This window comes from Kribbella sp. CA-247076 (assembly GCF_050942445.1).
Classification (GTDB): Bacteria; Actinomycetota; Actinomycetes; order Propionibacteriales; family Kribbellaceae; genus Kribbella.
On sequence record NZ_CP192051.1, the window covers coordinates 2,571,130 to 2,588,083 of the forward strand.

Genomic DNA, 16,954 nt, shown 5'->3' on the forward strand with positions numbered 1-16,954 from the left:
TCCGCGGGCTGCGATGACGATCTCGCAGCTGGCGCCCGAGCGCGCGTTGCGGCGGCTCGAGCTGACCGTCGTACGGCGGCTGGAGGGTTACCTGCACGGGGAGCATCTCGGCCTGTTGCCCGGTCCCGGGACCGAGCTGGCCGAAGCCCGTGAGTACCAGGTCGGCGACGACGTACGGCGGATGGACTGGGCGGTCACCGCCCGGACGACGGTGCCGCACGTGCGCGACCTGATCGCTGACCGCGAGCTGGAGACGTGGGCCCTGGTCGACCTGTCCGCCTCGATGGACTTCGGTACGTCGCAACTCGAGAAACGGGAGCTGGCCGTCGCCGCGGTCGCCACGGTCGGGTTCCTGACCCACCGCCTCGGGGACCGGTTCGGCGGGCTGATGCTGCGGGACTCGGCGCTGCGGCGGTGGCCGGCCAGGTCCGGCCGACTGGCCCTGTACGGACTGCTGCGGGCGTTGTTGGCCGAGCAGGGCAGCGGCGACCGGGAAGCGCACCGCAGCGATCTGGCCGCGGCCCTGGAGTCGATGGCCCGGACGCAGCGTAAGCGTGGGCTGCGGGTGGTCGTCTCCGACTTCCTCACCCCGGAGGACAGCGAGATCGACCCCCGGCGGGAGCCGTCGTGGGAGCGCGCGATGCGCAAGCTGACCGCGCAGCACCAGGTGCTCGCGGTGGAGATCGTCGACCCGCGCGAGCTGGAGATGCCGAATATCGGCGTCGTACTGGTCGGTGACCCCGAGACCGGCGCGGTCCGGGAGATCGACACCCGCCGGCGCAAGGTGCGGGAGGCGTTCTCGACGGCCGCGCTCGCGCAGCGGGAACGGACCCGGACGGCTTTGCGTAGGGTAGGTGCTGGGCACCTGGTTCTCAGGACCGACCGCGACTGGGTCGCCGACACCGTGCGGTTCGTGCTCGCCTACCGGCGGGTGGCGCCCCGCCTGCACCAACCGCCGAAGGGAGTGGCGCGCTGATGGAGTTCCTGTCTCCCGGGCGGCTGTGGTTCCTGCTGATCATCCCGGTGGTGGTCGCCGGCTACATCTACCTGCAGCACCGCCGGGCGCAGTACGCGCTCCGCTTCACCAACATCGCTCTGCTCGACCGGGTCGCGCCCCGGCGTCCGCAGTGGCGGCGGCACCTGGCCGTCGTCCTCGCCCTGCTGGCCGCGACCTCGTGCATCGTGGCGTTCGCCCAGCCGAAGGACCAGGTGAAGGTGCCGCGCGAGCGGGCCACGATCGTGGTCGCGATCGACGTGTCGCTGTCGATGATGGCCACCGACATCGAGCCGAACCGGCTGGAGGCGGCGAAGAAGTCGGCGAAGAACTTCATCAACCAGTTGCCGTCCAAGTTCAACGTGGCGCTGGTCAACTTCGCGGGTACGGCGTCCATCATCGTGCCGCCGACGACGGACCGGGCGACCGTACTGCGGTCGGTGGACGGCCTGGAGTTGGCCGAGTCGACGGCGACCGGTGAGGGCATCTTCACCTCGCTGCAGGCGCTGACCCAGGTCCCGCCGGACCCGGACCACCCGAACGACCCGGCCCCCGCCAGGGTCGTGCTGCTGTCCGACGGCAAGCGGACGGTCGGACGGACCGCGCAGGAGGGGGCCCAGGCGGCGAAGGCGAAGAACACGCCGGTCTACACGATCTGCTTCGGCACCGACTCCGGGTTCATCGAGATGGACGGCATCCGCCAGCGCGTCCCACCGGACCGGGCCGAGCTGCGCAGCGTCGCCGAGATCAGCGGCGGCGAGGCGTACACGGCGGAGTCGGCCGGTGAGCTCGAGGACGTCTACAAGGACATCGGCTCCTCGGTCGGGTACGACGAGGTGGACAAGGAGGTCACCGCCCGGTTCGCCGGGATCGCGATGCTGTTCACGCTGGCCGCCGCCGGCGCCTGTATCGCGCTGGCCTCCCGCTTCCCCTAGCCGCTGACGAGCCCGCCGGGCACGACAGAGCAACGTGAGACCGAAGCACTAGACCACAGCACGAAGGGCGCGAACCCTGAGGTTCGCGCCCTTCACGTGGTGCGGCCGCTGTGTACGACAACCGGGGGTGTCCCGACACCCGGTGGCCCAGCGGCCACGGCCCCTCCCACCCTGGTGGAATGTCTGATGCTCAGTCTTGGCGAAAAGTTCGGCGCTGTCCGTACCTTTCACAGCTTTCTTCAGAAGTTCTCAGGTTCAGACCACCTGGTGCAGCCAGCGCACCGGCGCGCCGTCCCCGGCGTACCGGAACGGCTCGAGCTCGTCGTCCCACGGCCGGCCGAGCAGCCGCTCGACCTCCTCGGTCAGGTCCGCCTCGCCGCTGGCCGCCTTCAGCATCGCGGCCTTCAGCCGCTCCTCCGGCACCATGATGTCGCCGTGGACGCCGGTGGTCGCGTGGAAGACGCCGAGGGCGGGGGTGAACGAGTACCGCTCGCCCTCGACCCCGTTGCTCGGCTCCTCGGTCACCTCGAACCGGAGCTTCTGCCACCCGCGCAGCGCGGACGCCAGCTTCGCCGCCGTCCCGGCCTCGGCCTGCCACGACAGCTCGGCCCGGTAGGTGCCCTGCGCCGCGGGCTGCGGCGTCCAGTCCAGTTTCACGGGCACGCCGAGTACGCCGCCCGCGGCCCACTCGACATGCGGGCACAACGCTGACGGCACCGTGTGGACGTAAAGAACGCCACGAGTCGTCGCCACCGGGACCTCCTGTGCTCGAGGGGCGCCTTCCCCAGCGTTCTCGAACACCCGCTCGTCGATCCCGGCGGAACCAGCATCCCACCCGGCGCAAGGCACCGCGCGGCACACTGCGTACATCTTGCACCACGGCCCCCACCAACACCAGTAACCTCGCCGTGTCAACCACATCACGCTCGTGTCGCGACCCGGATCCGGGCATGGCGGAACTACGCCACGGTGGCTCAGAGCGGGATGTTGCCGTGGTGGCCGCGGCGGCCGGTGTCGGCGGCGGCGATCGCGGCGGCGAGGGCCGAGCGGGTCTTCGCCGGCTCGACCACCTCGTCGACCACGCCGATCTCCCGGGCGCGTTCGATGCCACCGGCAATCTTCTCGTGCTCGGCCGCGAGCTCCGCCTCGACCTGGGGACGAAGCTCCGGGTCGACGTCCGCCAGCTTGCGCCGATGCAGGACCCGGATCGCCGCCACCGCGCCCATCACCGCCACCTCGGCCCGCGGCCAGGCGAACACCCGGGTCGCGCCGAGCGACCGCGCGTTCATCGCGATGTACGCGCCGCCGTACGTCTTCCGGGTCACCAGCGTCACCCGCGGTACGACGCTCTCCGCGAACGCGTGCAGCAGTTTCGCCCCACGCCGTACGACGCCGTCCCACTCCTGACCGACTCCGGGCAGATACCCCGGTACGTCGACCAGCACGACGAGCGGCACGCCGAAGGCGTCGCACATGCGGACGAACCGGGACGCCTTCTCGGCCGACAGGGCGTCGAGGCAACCACCCAGCCGGAGCGGGTTGTTGGCGATCACGCCGACCGTCCGGCCGCCGAGCCGGCCGAGCGTGGTGACGATGTTCGGTGCCCACCGCTGATGAAGTTCGACGGCGGAGTCCTCGTCGAGCACCCCGCCGACCAGCGGATGGACGTCGTACGCACGCTTGGCCGACTCCGGCAGGAACCCGGACAGGTCGGTGTCCGGTACGTCGGCCGCGACCGACCCCTGGTTCGCCAGCAGATCCGCGAGCCGGCGCGCCTCGAGGAGCGCGGCGGCCTCGGAGTCGGTGGTGATGTGGACGACGCCGGACCGTCGTCCGTGCGGCTCGGGTCCACCGAGGCGGAGCATGTCGACGTCCTCGCCGGTGACCGAGCGGACGACGTCCGGGCCGGTGACGAAGATCCGTCCCTCGGGGCCGAGGATGACGATGTCGGTGAGCGCCGGACCGTACGCCGCGCCGCCCGCGGCCGGGCCGAGCACGACGGACAGCTGCGGGATCTTCCCGGACGCCTGCGTCATCGCGTAGAAGATCCTGCCGACGGCGTGCAGGCTGAGCACACCCTCGGCGAGCCGCGCACCGCCGGAGTGCCACAGGCCGATGATCGGCAGCCCGTCGCGGCGAGCGACGTCGTACGCCTTGACCACGACGTCGCAGCCGGCGTCACCCATCGCGCCGCCCATGACGGTGGCGTCGGAGCAGAACGCGACGACCTCCGCCCCGGCGATGGTCCCGCGCGCCGCGAGCATCCCGCAGAGGTCGTCCGGCGTGATCAGCTCCAGGCTGCCCGGGTCGAGCAACTGGGTGAGCCGGCTGACCGGGTTCCGCGGGTCCTGCTCCCGGGGCAGCTTGGCGGGCTTGGCCGGGGCGGTCGCCGTCATGACTACACCGTCTTGAAGGCGATGGCGGCGTTGTGGCCGCCGAAGCCGAACGAGTTGTTCAGCGCCGCGATGTCGCCGTCGGCCAGCGTGCGCTGCTCGGTCGCGACATCCAACTCGATCTGGTCGTCGAGCTTGTCCACGTTGATGGTGGGCGGCGACACCCGGTGGTGCAGGGCGAGCACGGTCGCGATCGACTCGACCGCGCCGGCCGCGCCGAGCAGGTGACCGATCATCGACTTCGGCGCGGTCGCGATCGCGTGGTCGGCCTCCTTGCCGAGGGCCTGCCGGATCGCCAGCGACTCCGCGATGTCGCCCTGCGGGGTCGAGGTGGCGTGCGCGTTGATGTGGAAGATGTCGGCCGGGGTCAGGTCGCCCTCGGCCAGCGCCCGCTCCATCGCCCGCCTCGCGCCCGAGCCGGTCGGGTCGGGCTGCGCGATGTCGTGGCCGTCGGCGGAGATGCCCGCACCGGCCAGCTCGGCGTAGATCTTCGCGCCGCGCGCCTTGGCGTGCTCGTACGACTCCAGCACGAGGATGCCCGCGCCCTCGCCGAGCAGGAAGCCGTCCCGGTCCACGTCCCACGGACGCGACGCCTTCTCCGGCTCGTCGTTGCGCTTGCTGAGCGCCTGCATCATGCCGAACGCGGCCAGCGGCAGCGCCATGATCGCGCCCTCGGTCCCGCCGGCCAGGACGACGTCCGCGCGGCCGAGCCGGATCTGGTCCAGGCCGAGCGCGATCGCCTCGTTGCCGGAGGCGCACGCCGAGACCGGGGTGTGCACGCCGGCCTTGGCGCCGAACTCGAGGCTCACGTACGCCGCCGAGGAGTTCGGCATCAGCATCGGGATCGCCAGCGGCGACACCCGGCGCGGGTTGTTCTTCAGCGCGTCGTAGTTGGCGAGCGTCGTGTGCAGGCCGCCGATCCCGGACGCACAGGCGACCCCGAGCCGCTCCTTGTCCAGCCCGGAGTCCTCCAGGCCGGCGTCGGCCCAGGCCTCACGGGCCGCGACGACGGCGAGCTGGGCGTTGCGGTCGAGGCGGCGGGCCTTCACCCGCTCGAGCACCTCGGTGGGCTCGACCGCGGCCGGGGCCGCGATCTGGACCGCCAGGTTCTGCACCCACTCGTCGGTCAGCCGACGCGCGCCCGAGCGACCGGCCAGCAACCCTTCCCAGGTGCCGGCCACGTCGCCACCCAGCGGGGTCGTGGCTCCGAGCCCGGTGATGACGACTCGGGTCTTCGACATGGTTACCTCATCCTTTGCGAAATCGGGGGAGACGAGTGAGGGGTCTTTTCAGTGCTCGCCGGACCGGGGTCCGGCGAGCACCGGCAAGCACAGAGCAGGGCCTGGTCAGCCGTTCTGGGCGCGCTCGATGAACGCGACCGCGTCGCCGACGGTCTTCAGGTTCTTCACCTCGTCGTCGGGGATCTTCACGTCGAACTTCTCCTCGGCGGCCACCACGACCTCCACCATGGAGAGCGAGTCGACGTCGAGGTCGTCGGTGAAGGACTTGTCCAACTGGACGTCCTCGACCGGGATGCCGGCGATCTCGTTCACGATCTCGGCGAGGTTGGAACGGATCTCTTCGGTGCTGGCCATCTGTGGTTTCCCTTTCGGATTCTCTTGCTTGCAACAGCCGGGGCCGGCCACCTGAGCCGCCCCGGACAACTATGGAGGACGGCTACGGCAGCCGGATGACCTGGGCGGCGTACACCAGGCCGGCGCCGAAGCCGATGATGAGCGCGAGGTCGCCGCTCTTGGCCTCGCCCGCCTCGCGCATCGCGGTGATGGCGAGCGGGATCGAGGCGGCCGACGTGTTGCCCTGCCGCTCGATGTCGCGGGCCACCTTGACGTGGTCGGGCAGCTTCAGCGTCCGCCGCATGGCGTCGGTGATCCGCATGTTCGCCTGGTGCGGCACGAACAGGTCGAGCTCCTCGGCCTTCACCCCGGCCACGTCGAGCGCCTGCTGCGCGGTTTTCGCCATCTCGAACGACGCCCACCGGAAGACCGGGTTGCCGTCCATCCGCAGGTGCGGCCAGTTGTAGCTGCCGGCCGCCTCCTGCCAGGACTCCTTCTGGCTGATCACCTCGTGCTGCGTCCCGTCGGAGCCCCACACGACCGGGCCGATACCGGGCTCGTCCGCCGGACCGATCACCGCGGCGCCGGCGCCGTCGGCGAAGATGAACGCCGTACTGCGGTCGGAGCGGTCGGTCAGGTCGCTGAGCCGCTCGACGCCGATCGCGAGCACGTACTTCGCGCTGCCGCCGCGGACCATGTCGTTGCCCAGCGCGATGCCGTAGCAGAAGCCCGCGCAGGCGGCGGAGACGTCGAACGCGGCCGCGGTCGGGGCGCCCACCTCGACCGCGATCCGGGTCGCGATCGCCGGGGTCTGGTACAGGTGCGTGACGGTGGAGACGATGACGCAGCCGATCTGCGCCGGGTCGACACCGGAGTCCGCGAGCGCGTCCTTGGCGGCGTTCACCGACATCATCAGGACGGTCTCGTCCTCGCTCGCCCAGCGCCGTTCCTTGATCCCGGACCGGGTCTGGATCCACTCGTCACTGGAGTCGATGTGCTCCAGGATCTCCGCGTTCGGTACGACGCGGCGCGGCCGGTACGACCCGATGCCGAGCACGGCGGCGTACTGCGAACCTGTCTGCGCGGTGATCGCGGTCATGACTGGGCTCCGTTCGGGTGGAGGCGGACCAGGGGCTGACCGGGGGCGACCGGGTCGCCCTCCTCGACCAGCCACTCGACCACGATGCCGCCGTGCGGGGCCTGGACGTCGAGCTCGTCGCGCAGGCTCTGCACCTTCGCCACCACCTCGCCGGCCTCGACGGCGTCACCGGCCTCGCGGCGGGTCAGGTCGGCGCGGGTGAACGTGCCCTTCATCGGCGCCACCAGCAGCCGCCAGGTCGGCGACGCGTCGATCTCGGACGGGCTGCCGTGCTTGTCCACGAACGCGCGGGCGTCGTCGAGCTGGTCCGGTGTCTTCAGCGCGAACGTCTCGACGCCCTTGAGTGCGCGCTTGGCGATCCCGGTCAGGGTGCCGGCCGGCGGCAGCTCGAGGATGCCGGTCACCTGCAGGTCGGCCATCGTCTGCATGCACAGGTCCCAGCGGACCGGCGAGTTGACCTGCGAGACCAGCCGGTCCAGCACGTCGCGGCCGTCGTGCACGACCTGGCCGTCCCGGTTCGAGATCAGGCGGGTGCGCGGGTCGTGCGTACTGATCGCGGTCGCGTACTTCGCCAGCGTCTGCACGGCCGGCTCCATGTGCTTGGTGTGGAACGCGCCGGCCACGGACAGCGGGATCAGCCGGGTCTTCGCGGGCGGGTCCGCGGCCAGCGCGGCCAGCTCCTCGACCGTGCCGGCAGCGACGATCTGGCCGGGGCCGTTGTCGTTCGCGGCGGTGACGCCATGCTCGGCGAGCTTGGCGAGCACCTCGTCCCGGTCGCCGCCCAGGACGGCGGTCATCGAGGTCGGGGTCAGCGCCGAGGCGGCCGCCATCGCCTTGCCGCGCTCACGGACCAGCACCATGGCCTGCTCGGCGGACAGCACGCCGGTGCCGGCCGCGGCCGCGATCTCACCGACACTGTGCCCGGAGACCGCGCCGACCTTGGTGAACGCGTCCGACGGGTGCGGGAACACCGCCAGCGCGGCCAGCATGCTGGACGCGACCAGCAGCGGCTGCGCGATCGCGGTGTCCCGGATCGTGTCCGCGTCCGCCTGCGTGCCGTAGTGGGCGAGATCGAGACCGGCCACCGCGGAGAGCCAGTGCAGCCGGCTCTCGAACGCGGGATCCGCCAGCCACGGCTCGAGGAATCCTGGGGTCTGGGCACCCTGACCGGGCGCGACGATGACGAGCACGTGACAACTCTCCCTGAGCCGGGCCGTCCGTGGGCCGGAAGGCAGCACGAATTCTACCGGGCCGACTTTGTGGGAAACCTACAAAACGGTGCTGCCCGGCTCGGGGTTGAGCAGGCGGCCCAACGCCAGTGCGACACGCAATGTGAAAGCGTCGCGCGGGTTGAGCGGCGAGTAGCCCGTGATCTCGCCCACACGCTTCAACCGGTACCGGACGGTATTGGCGTGGATGAACATCGACCGCGCCGTCGCCTCGATCGAACCACCCGAGTCGAGGTACGCCGACACCGTGTCGAGCAGCACGCCATCGCCTATGGTGAGCGGGCCGTAGACGTCGGAGGCGAGTTGCCGGCGGGCGTGGCCGTCTCCGGAGAGTGACCGCTCGGGGAGGAGTTCGTCGGCGTGCACCGGCCTCGGTGCCTCCGGCCAGGCGGGGGCCGCGCGCAGCCCCGCGACGGCCGCCCGGGCCGACGTCACGGCGGCCATCAGGTCCTTGACGACCGGTCCGACGACGATCGGACCCGGTCCAAACCACTGGGCGAGATTTTGTACGATCTCGACAGGTTTACTCGTACCACCGAGTACCACCACGAGGCGATCGCCCTGCATCGCGCACAGAGCGTCAGCACCGGCCTGCTGGGCGGCGTGCCTGACCACGTCGGCGACGTTCGCGCTGCCGGGCTCGGACTCCGGCGCTCGCCCGACGACCACGGCCACCTCCGCGGATCCCGACGTACCGGCGCCGGTCCAGCCGAGGGCGGAGGCGCGGGAGCGGACGGACTCGTCGGTCTCGCCGCGGATCACCGAGTCGACGACGAGCGCCTCGAGCCGCGCGTCCCAGGCGCCGCGCATCTCGGCGGCCTTCGCGTACACGGTGGCCGCGGCGAACGCGACCTCGCGGGCATAGCGCTGCATCGCCTCGCGGACCACCGGCACGTCCTCGGGCGGCAGCAGGTCGCCGATGGTGGTCTCGATCATCTCGATCGTGGTCCGGAGCAGGTCGACGGTCTGGTGCAGCGAGATCACGCGGGTGAACTCGCGCGGCGCCGAGCCGAACATCCGGGTCGGCATCGCCTGGTGGGCCTCGGGGTCGCGGAACCAGTCGACGAACGCGGTGATCCCCGACTGCGCGACCAGCCCGATCCAGGACCGGTCCTGCGCGGACAGCTTGCCGAACCAGGGCAGCTTCTCGTCCATCGCGGCCATCGCGGCGGTCGCCAGCGCACCGGTCGCGCCCTGCAGCCGCTCGGCCCGCGCCAGATGCCCCTTGGTCACCACGCCTCGACCATATCCGGCGGACCGCCACGCCATCACAATCGCAGCCACTACGCGTGGCCCCGCCTGAGCGGCCCGCGCGCGGTGGATTGTGATGGGCTGGGCGTCCGCCATCATGGGGTGATGACGGACAAGCAGGGTGTGGCGGACGCGGTCGCGGCGCTGCGGGCGATCGGGTACTACCTGGAGCGCGACCGGCAGCCGACGCACCGGGTGAAGGCGTACCGCCGGGCCGCGGACACGATCGCGGCGCTGCCGGCGGCCGAGGTACGCGCCCGCCGCCGGGCCGGCACGCTGACCGAGCTGCCCGGGATCGGGCCGAAGACCGAGGCCGTGATCGTCGAGGCGATGGACGGTACGACGCCGGCGTACCTGGTCAGGCTGGAGGAGTCGGCCGGTGCCCTGACCACGGCCGGTACGGCGATGCGCGCGGAGCTGAAGGCGGACCTGCACCTGCACTCGGAGTGGTCCGACGGCGGCAGCCCGATCGAGGAGATGGCGCGGACGGCGCACAGCCTGGGACACAAGTACATGGCGTTGACCGACCACTCGGGTCGGCTGACGGTCGCGAACGGACTGTCCCGCGAACGCCGGCTGCAACAGCTCGAGGTGGTCGCCGAGCTGAACAAGAAGCTCGCCGACGAGCTGGACGGGTTCACCATCCTCAACGGCATCGAGGTCGACATCCTCGAGGACGGCTCGCTCGACTGCGACTCCGAGATCCTGGCCCGGCTCGACCTGGTCGTCGCCAGCGTGCACTCGAAGCTGCGGATGGCCGCCGAGCCGATGACCGAGCGGATGGTCCGGGCGATCGCCAACCCGCACGTCGACATCCTCGGCCACTGCACCGGCCGCCTGATCACCGGCGGCCGCGGGACCCGGCCGGAGTCCGAGTTCGACGCCGAGGTGGTGTTCGAGGCCTGCCGCCAGTTCGGTACGGCGGTCGAGATCAACTCCCGCCCCGAGCGCCTGGACCCGCCCAAGCGGCTGCTGTCGCTCGCGGTCGAAACGGGCTGCCACTTCTCCATCGACACCGACGCGCACGCGCCCGGCCAGCTCGACTGGCAGGTCTACGGCTGCGAGCGGGCCGAGGACTGCGGGGTCACGCCGGACCGGGTGATCAACACCTGGGACCAGGACGAGCTGCGCGACTGGGTCAGCTGACCCGGCACCGCTCCCGCGGCGTATCGTCGAAGGGTGAGCGACCTGGAGAAGGACCCGGCGGAGATCGTGTCCGTCGGCAGCGGTGGCGGCCCGGTGCTGGAGTTCCTGGAGCCGCGTGAGGTGATTCTCGGCCGGACGACCAAGGTCCGCCGGCTCCTGCCGAACAAGAACCGCCGGATGGTCGGTGCCTGGTGCTTCGTCGACCACTACGGTCCGGACGACCTCACCAGCCGGGTGGACTCGTACGACGTACCGGGGGATCGCGGGATGCAGGTCCCGCCGCATCCGCACACGAGCCTGCAGACCGTGAGTTGGCTGTTCGAAGGCGAGATCGAGCACCGTGACAGCGTCGGCTCGCACGCGATGGTCCGGCCGGGTGAGCTCAACATCATGACCGCCGGCAACGGGATCGCGCACTCCGAGGTGTCCACGCCGACCGCGCCGCCGACCCTGCACGGCGCGCAACTGTGGGTCGCCCTGCCGGACTCCGTGCGGACGACCACCCCGCCCGCTTTCAACGCGTACGCCGACCTGCCGACGATCGACTTCGACGGCGCCCGGGCGACGGTCATGATCGGCACCGTCGCCGGCGTCACGTCACCCGCCCCGGCGTACACCCCGCTCGTCGGCGCCGACGTCACCATCGAGCCCGGCCGCACGGTGACCGTCCCGCTGACCCCGTCCAACGAGTACGCCGTCCTGGTCGTGGACGGCTCGGTGACGGTCGGCGACCTGAGCCCGTCGTTCGGCGAGATGGTCTACGTCGGCGACGGCCGGGAGTCGGTCGACCTGGTTGCTTCCGGCAACGGCGCGCGGCTGCTGCTGCTCGGCGGCGAGCCGTTCGAGGAGCAGTTGGTGATGTGGTGGAACTTCATCGGCCGCAGCCACGAGGAGGTCGTCGCCGCCCGGGACGCCTGGCAGGAGGCGATCGCGGCCGGCGGCACCGGCCGGTTCCCGATGGTGCCGGGCTACGACGGCGACCCGCTGCCGGCGCCCGCGCTGCCCGCTACCGCACTGAAAGCAAGGCCGCGGGCGCGCTGACGCGGCGGCGGTAGTACGCCCAGGTGAGCACCAGCAGGGCCGGGCCCCAGAGCTGGAGCGGGGCGTAGCAGGCGATCATCAGGGCGGCCCAGCCAGTGCTCTCGAAGGGCAGGAAGTCGGCGGTGAACACGTCGCGGAAGCCGTAGGTCCAGATCGCGATCAGCGCGAGCGCCCCCAGGATCGCGGGCACGATCGCGGCCCACGGGTTCACCGGGCGGCCGCCGATGATCGGGATCCAGCGAGGGGCGACCTCGCCCCAGCGTTTGACCAGGCCGAACGCGATCAACGCGACCGCCTCGGCGAACACCGTCAGGAAGACGATGTAGACCTTCTCGCCGGTGCTCGTGACGTACATCGGACGGCCGGCGTCGTCGAGCATGCCCATCGAGGAGCCCGCGATCAGGCCGAGCCGCCACAGACCGGACGGCAGGGTCATCAACGGAATGGCGTGGGCCAGCCAGTGGGCCCACCTGGGGACGGGGAGCTCGGTCGTCTGCACACTGACGAGCATTCATCAGAGCACCCGCCCGGACCTCACCCGTGAGAGTGAGCCGGCTCCCTCCCGAGAGCGTTTCAGAGCAGGTCGTGGTCGCGGGCGAAGGCGGCGGCCGCGGTCCGGGAGGGGACCTCGAGCTTGGTGAAGATGTTCGTCAGGTGCCGGGCGACCGTCTTGTCGCTGAGCACGAGCCGGTGCGCGATCTCGGTGTTGCTGTTGCCGGACGCAACCAGCCGGAGCACTTCGAGCTCGCGCGCCGTGAGCCCGCCGGCGGTGTCGCGGTGCAGCAGTTTCTCGGTCTCCTGCCGGGCCGGCCCGGCGCCGAGGTCCGCGAAGGTCTTCGCGGCCGCCGTCAACTCCGACTCCGCCGAGTCCTCGTCACCGAGCAGCCGGAAGGCCCGTCCGACCAGCACCTTCGACCGCGCGACCTCGTACGGCGCCTCCAGCCCACTCCACACCTGCGTGGCCGCACGAGCGTGGGGCAACGCCTGTCCGGGATCGCCTCGCTCCAGCGCGACCAGGGCCGAGCAGTACGCCGCGGTCGCCCGGAGACCGGCACAGCCGAACCCGGTCGCGATCTCGGTCAGTTCGACCGCGGCCGCTTCCGCGTCGTCGACGTACCCACCGGCGAGCAGGACCTCCACCGTCCCGCCGAGCAGCCGGGACCGATGCACCGGATCGCCGGTCTCCGCGAGCAGCCGGCGTACGGCGGCGACGGCGGCCGACGTGCGGCCACGCGCCAGCTGCAGTAGCGCGCGACCCGGCTGAGCCTCGTAGCCGTAACCCGCCGCCTCGCCGTACGACGCCTCGGCGGCCGTGTAGTCACCACGGACCCGCAGGACGTCGCCGCACTCGCTCAACGCGAGTCCGGCGGCCGCCGGCGCACCGGACTCCGCGTACCGGCGGCACGCGTCGGTGAACTCCGCCAAGGCTTCCCCGTAGGCACCGTGCAACCGCAGGATCTGACCCCGGTGTACGGCGCACTGCCCGGTGTACGGCACCAGGTCCGGCTGACTGTCGCACCATCGGGTCAGTGCGGTCGTCCACGCGGACGCGCGGGCGAAGTCCAGCACCTCCTGGCAGCCCTCGATCATCGCGCAGTACGTGTTGCCCGCGAAGATCGGTGACACCTCACCCGCCGCGACTCCGACCATCGCCTCGTCCAGCAGGGCCAGGCCTTCCGGGACGTGGCCGGAGTACATCAGCAGCCGGCCCTGGCAGACCAGGCCCTGGGCCAGCAGGTCGGGGTCGTGGAAGGTGCGGGCGACGTCGGCGATCTCGGCGCCGATGCGCAGCGCCCCGGGGAAGTCGCCCTGCCCCAGGGACCGGTAGAACTCGTGGATGCGCAGGTAGGTGCGCTCGACGACCGCGTCCGGCCGGTCCGCCAGCAACCGCTCGCCCCGGGCGGCCCAGCCGCCGGCCACCGCCGCCTCGCCGCGGACGTTGTGCACGAGGCCGAGCCAGAAGGCGAACCGGACGGCGCCCAGGACTTCGCCGTCGTCGACCTGTAACCGGTAGCCGCGCTGCAGGGCGCGGATGCAGGCGTCGTTGTCACCGAGCAGGTAGGCCGCGGTGGCGAGCGAGAGCAGGTCGCCGGCCCGCAGGTCGCCGCCGGCCGACAGCCGTTCGTACGCCGTCGCCCAGTCCCGCCGTTCGTAGGCCGCCCGAGCTCGCTCGAGATCGTCGACAATCCCCATCACACGCCCCTCACTCGCGAGCATGCGCGCTCGATCAGGCGGCGGCAAGACTCCGGACGGGCCGGGCCGCGATCCGCTTGGCGACGTACGCCGCGTCCCGGCCGACTCCCGGCAGCACCATCGAGCTGAAGGCGAACTGGAACGACAGCCCGCAGAAGAACAGGCCCGGCGCCGCGGTGACCACGCCCCGCTCCTCGAGCGGCCAGCCGTCCGCACCGAACACCGGCAACCGGATCCAGTCGAAGACCTGCCGGAACCCGGTCGCCCAGACGACGTTCGCCACGTCCAGGACCCGGTCCTCGCCCAGCACCGGCCGCCCGTCGCGGACCCCGGTGACCCGGTCGTGGACCCGCTCGACCCCTCGCGCGAGCAGGTCCGACCGCTTCACCCGGAGCATCGGTCCGCCGTGGAACCGGATCTCCTCCTTGGCCTTCCGGCCGATCGGGGTCCGCCGGGTGACCACGTGCTTGCCGACGAAGAGGAACACCGGGAAGAACAGGTGCGCGCCGAAACTGTCCAGCCGGACCGGGATCTGGCCCGGGTCCCGGCCGGACAGCACGGTCGGGTGCGTGCCGGCGGCCTCGTAGGCGATGTCGGTGCCCGAGTGCGAGCCGCCGACCACGAGCACGGGCCCGTCCTTCAGCTGCTCCGGCCGGCGGTACTCGCTCGAGTGCAGCTGGCGGATCGCCGGGTCCAGGTCGACGGCGAACTCCGGCAGGTACGGCGTCCTGCCGAAGGTGCCGGTGGCAACCACCACGTTGTCCGCGTGGATCGTCCCGGTGCCCGTCGTCACGACGTACCGTCCGTCCTGCGCCTCGAGCCGCTCGACCCGGGTCGCGCTCCGCACCGGCAGGTCGAAGCGTTCCGCGTACGCCGCCATGTAGTCGGCGACCTCGTCCTTCGTCGGGTACGACCAGGGGTCACCGGGGAACGGCATCCCGGTCAGGCCGTCGTACTTCTTCGGCGTGTACAGCCGCAGCGTGTCCCACTGCGCCCGCCACTGGTCGCCGATCCGGGCGTTGCCGTCCAGGATCACGAACGGCCGGCCGCGCCGGCGCAGGTGGTAGCCGGTCGACAGCCCGGCCTGGCCGGCACCGATGATGACGGTCTCGATACTTTCGGTGGTCATGCGAGTCTCCGCTCCTCACGGACGACGCCGCGCGGACCGGAGTGGTACCGCCCCCCGGTGTGGTACCGCAGCCACCACAGCAGCATCAGCGCGGACGTCACGACGTAGAAGCCGTGCAGGGCCCAGATCGGTCCTGGCGGCAGGTGCACCACGTAGATGCAGTGGATGGCGTTGCCGACGTTCGCGAGCACCAGGTTCGCCGGGCTGTACGACCTCAGGTCGCGGGTCCGGATCGCCTTGACCACCATCGGCAGCGCGCTCGACGCGAAGAGGATCGTGGACATCGTCCCCGCGAGAAGAGCAACGCTTGCGCCAGTCATGCCACCGACGGTAGGGAGCGGGGGACACCCGGCGCGTCGGACGGAATGCGCAACCTGCGCACGCGGCCGGCTACGAGGTTTGTCGTAGGTCCGTGTGCCGGCGGATCCAGGGCGACAACGTGTAGAGGATCAGCGCGAACACGATCGTGACCACGGCCAGGCCGCCGAAGTACGCGGTGTCCGAGGCGTCCTCGGTCGCCTGCACGAGTTGCGCGGTGATCGCCTGGCCGGCGGCCGGGGCGAGGAACCACAGCGCCATCATCTGGCTGAGGAACGCCCGCGGCGCGAGCACCGTGGTCGCGGCCAGGCCGACGGGGGAGAGGAACAACTCGCCCAGGGTCTGGATCACGTAGACCGCGACCAGCCACAGCGGCGACGCCAGGTTGTCCCCGGCGACCTGGGACGCCAGCGCCATCACCGCGAACGAGATCCCGGCCAGCAGCAACCCGGTGGCGAACTTCTGCCCGATCCCCGGACCGCGATCGCCCAGCCGGATCCAGACCAGCGCGAACACCGGGGCCAGCACGATGATCGAGAACGGGTTCACTGACTGGAAGAACTCCGGCGAGATCTCCGCCCCGAACAGGTTCAGGTCGGTCCGGTCGGCGGCGAACGTGGTCAGCGTGGTCGCGGCCTGCTCGAACAGCATGAAGAACAACATCGCCGCGACGAACAGCGGGATGTACGCGCGCACCCGCTGCTTCTCCGGCGGGGTCACCAGCGGACTGCGCAGCAGCATGGTGAAGTAGGCGATCGGGGCCAGGAAGCACAGGTACGAGATCGCGTCGACGACCGGCTTCGGCCCGATCCCGCCGGACAGCCACGCGGACACCGCGAACACGACCGCGAGCAGGGCCAGGACGGCGACGGAGATCTTCACCATCGTCGGCCGGTCCTCGGCGGTCAGCGGGTTCGGCGGGGTGTCACCGCGGCCGTGCAGCGTCCGCCGGCCGAGCAGGTACGCGATCAGCGCCAGGGTCATCCCGACCGCGGCGGCCGCGAACGCGACGTGGAAGCCGAACTCCCGGCGCAGGAACCCGACCACGAACGGCGCCGTGAACGAGCCGATGTTGATGCCCATGTAGAAGATCGGGAACGCCGAGTCCCGGCGGGTGTCGCCCTCGTCGTACAGCGTGCCCACCATCGTCGACACGTTCGGCTTGAGCAGGCCGGTGCCCAGGGCAACCAGCGCGATCCCGAGGTACGCCGTCGCGTTCGTCGGCAGCGCGAGCGCCAGGTGCCCGGAGACGATCACGACCCCGCCGTACAGGACCGTGCGGCGGGCGCCGAAGACCCGGTCGGCGAACCAGCCGCCGAGGACGCTCAGCAGGTAGACCGACGCGCCGTAGATCGACACCACGGCCTGCCCGAGCGACTCGCCGAGGCCCAGACCGTGCGCCTGGTCGGTCAGGTACAGCAGCAGGATCGCGCGCATCCCGTAGTAGCTGAACCGCTCCCACAACTCGGTGGTGAACAGCGTCATCAGCCCACGCGGATGCCCGAAGAAGGTCTTCTCCTGGACTGTCTTCGGCTGCGGTGCGGACACCCTCGGCTACTCCCCGTCAACTTGGTTGCACAACTCATCGACCGTAACAGGGCCTGGACGCGGGGAAGCCGCCCACCCTCACGGTGAGCGGCTTCCCGATGCTC

At 71.2% G+C, this 16,954-nt stretch carries 16 protein-coding genes; 4 read left to right on the top strand and 12 right to left on the bottom strand.

All coding sequences use genetic code 11. From position 1 onward, the window contains the following. Positions 1-13: 13 nt before the first annotated feature. A complete protein-coding gene (locus tag ACQPYZ_RS12355) occupies positions 14-976 on the top strand; it encodes a DUF58 domain-containing protein (protein ID WP_433167629.1) in 963 nt (320 codons plus the stop codon). Further along, on the top strand, positions 976-1,929 hold the full coding sequence (locus tag ACQPYZ_RS12360; RefSeq protein ID WP_433167630.1) for a VWA domain-containing protein: 954 nt from the start codon (positions 976-978) through the stop codon (positions 1,927-1,929). Before ACQPYZ_RS12355 ends, ACQPYZ_RS12360 begins: the two co-directional genes overlap by 1 nt. Before the next feature lie 255 nt (positions 1,930-2,184). On the opposite strand, the gene ACQPYZ_RS12365 is transcribed toward ACQPYZ_RS12360, so the two are convergent. The 7 genes from ACQPYZ_RS12365 to ACQPYZ_RS12395 all read right to left on the bottom strand — a co-directional run bounded on the left by ACQPYZ_RS12365 (position 2,185) and on the right by ACQPYZ_RS12395 (position 9,493). Beyond that, positions 2,185-2,682 carry a DUF3145 domain-containing protein gene (locus ACQPYZ_RS12365; RefSeq protein ID WP_132157315.1) on the bottom strand — a complete coding sequence of 166 codons (498 nt, stop codon included), beginning with the start codon at positions 2,680-2,682 and terminating at the stop codon, positions 2,185-2,187. 221 nt (positions 2,683-2,903) lie between these two features. Further along, complete coding sequence (locus ACQPYZ_RS12370; protein WP_433167631.1) at positions 2,904-4,325, bottom strand: acyl-CoA carboxylase subunit beta; 1,422 nt, start codon at positions 4,323-4,325, stop codon at positions 2,904-2,906. Between the two features lie 2 nt (positions 4,326-4,327). Continuing rightward, the gene (gene fabF, locus ACQPYZ_RS12375) at positions 4,328-5,563 is read right to left on the bottom strand and encodes a beta-ketoacyl-ACP synthase II (protein ID WP_433167632.1); all 1,236 of its coding nucleotides are present in this window, start codon (positions 5,561-5,563) and stop codon (positions 4,328-4,330) included. 105 nt (positions 5,564-5,668) lie between these two features. Next, a complete protein-coding gene (locus ACQPYZ_RS12380; RefSeq protein WP_130446978.1) occupies positions 5,669-5,917 on the bottom strand; it encodes an acyl carrier protein in 249 nt (82 codons plus the stop codon). A gap of 82 nt (positions 5,918-5,999) precedes the next feature. Further along, entirely contained in the window at positions 6,000-6,995 is a 996-nt protein-coding gene (locus ACQPYZ_RS12385; RefSeq protein ID WP_433167633.1) for a beta-ketoacyl-ACP synthase III, read from the bottom strand. Further along, the gene (locus ACQPYZ_RS12390) at positions 6,992-8,185 is read right to left on the bottom strand and encodes an acyltransferase domain-containing protein (RefSeq protein WP_433167634.1); all 1,194 of its coding nucleotides are present in this window, start codon (positions 8,183-8,185) and stop codon (positions 6,992-6,994) included. The genes ACQPYZ_RS12385 and ACQPYZ_RS12390 overlap by 4 nt, the downstream gene beginning before the upstream one ends. Before the next feature lie 78 nt (positions 8,186-8,263). Continuing rightward, a complete protein-coding gene (locus ACQPYZ_RS12395; protein WP_433167635.1) occupies positions 8,264-9,493 on the bottom strand; it encodes a PucR family transcriptional regulator in 1,230 nt (409 codons plus the stop codon). Between the two features lie 87 nt (positions 9,494-9,580). Between ACQPYZ_RS12395 and ACQPYZ_RS12400 the strand changes: the two genes are divergently transcribed. Next, entirely contained in the window at positions 9,581-10,621 is a 1,041-nt protein-coding gene (locus ACQPYZ_RS12400) for a PHP domain-containing protein (protein WP_433167636.1), read from the top strand. Between the two features lie 33 nt (positions 10,622-10,654). Then, positions 10,655-11,662: a pirin family protein gene (locus ACQPYZ_RS12405; RefSeq protein ID WP_433167637.1), complete on the top strand. Its 1,008-nt coding sequence runs from the start codon at positions 10,655-10,657 to the stop codon at positions 11,660-11,662. Here ACQPYZ_RS12405 and ACQPYZ_RS12410 read toward each other — a convergent pair. The 5 genes from ACQPYZ_RS12410 to ACQPYZ_RS12430 form a co-directional block, all read right to left on the bottom strand. After that, positions 11,628-12,161, bottom strand: coding sequence for a hypothetical protein (locus ACQPYZ_RS12410; protein WP_433167638.1), 534 nt, complete (start codon positions 12,159-12,161; stop codon positions 11,628-11,630). The genes ACQPYZ_RS12405 and ACQPYZ_RS12410 overlap by 35 nt on opposite strands. Positions 12,162-12,235: 74 nt before the next feature. After that, on the bottom strand, positions 12,236-13,855 hold the full coding sequence (locus ACQPYZ_RS12415; protein WP_433167639.1) for a LuxR C-terminal-related transcriptional regulator: 1,620 nt from the start codon (positions 13,853-13,855) through the stop codon (positions 12,236-12,238). 34 nt (positions 13,856-13,889) lie between these two features. After that, complete coding sequence (locus ACQPYZ_RS12420) at positions 13,890-14,984, bottom strand: flavin-containing monooxygenase (RefSeq protein WP_433167640.1); 1,095 nt, start codon at positions 14,982-14,984, stop codon at positions 13,890-13,892. Further along, on the bottom strand, positions 14,981-15,304 hold the full coding sequence (locus tag ACQPYZ_RS12425; RefSeq protein ID WP_433167641.1) for a hypothetical protein: 324 nt from the start codon (positions 15,302-15,304) through the stop codon (positions 14,981-14,983). The genes ACQPYZ_RS12420 and ACQPYZ_RS12425 overlap by 4 nt, the downstream gene beginning before the upstream one ends. A gap of 70 nt (positions 15,305-15,374) precedes the next feature. Next, the gene (locus ACQPYZ_RS12430; protein WP_433167642.1) at positions 15,375-16,850 is read right to left on the bottom strand and encodes a peptide MFS transporter; all 1,476 of its coding nucleotides are present in this window, start codon (positions 16,848-16,850) and stop codon (positions 15,375-15,377) included. Between the last annotated feature and the right edge of the window lie 104 nt (positions 16,851-16,954).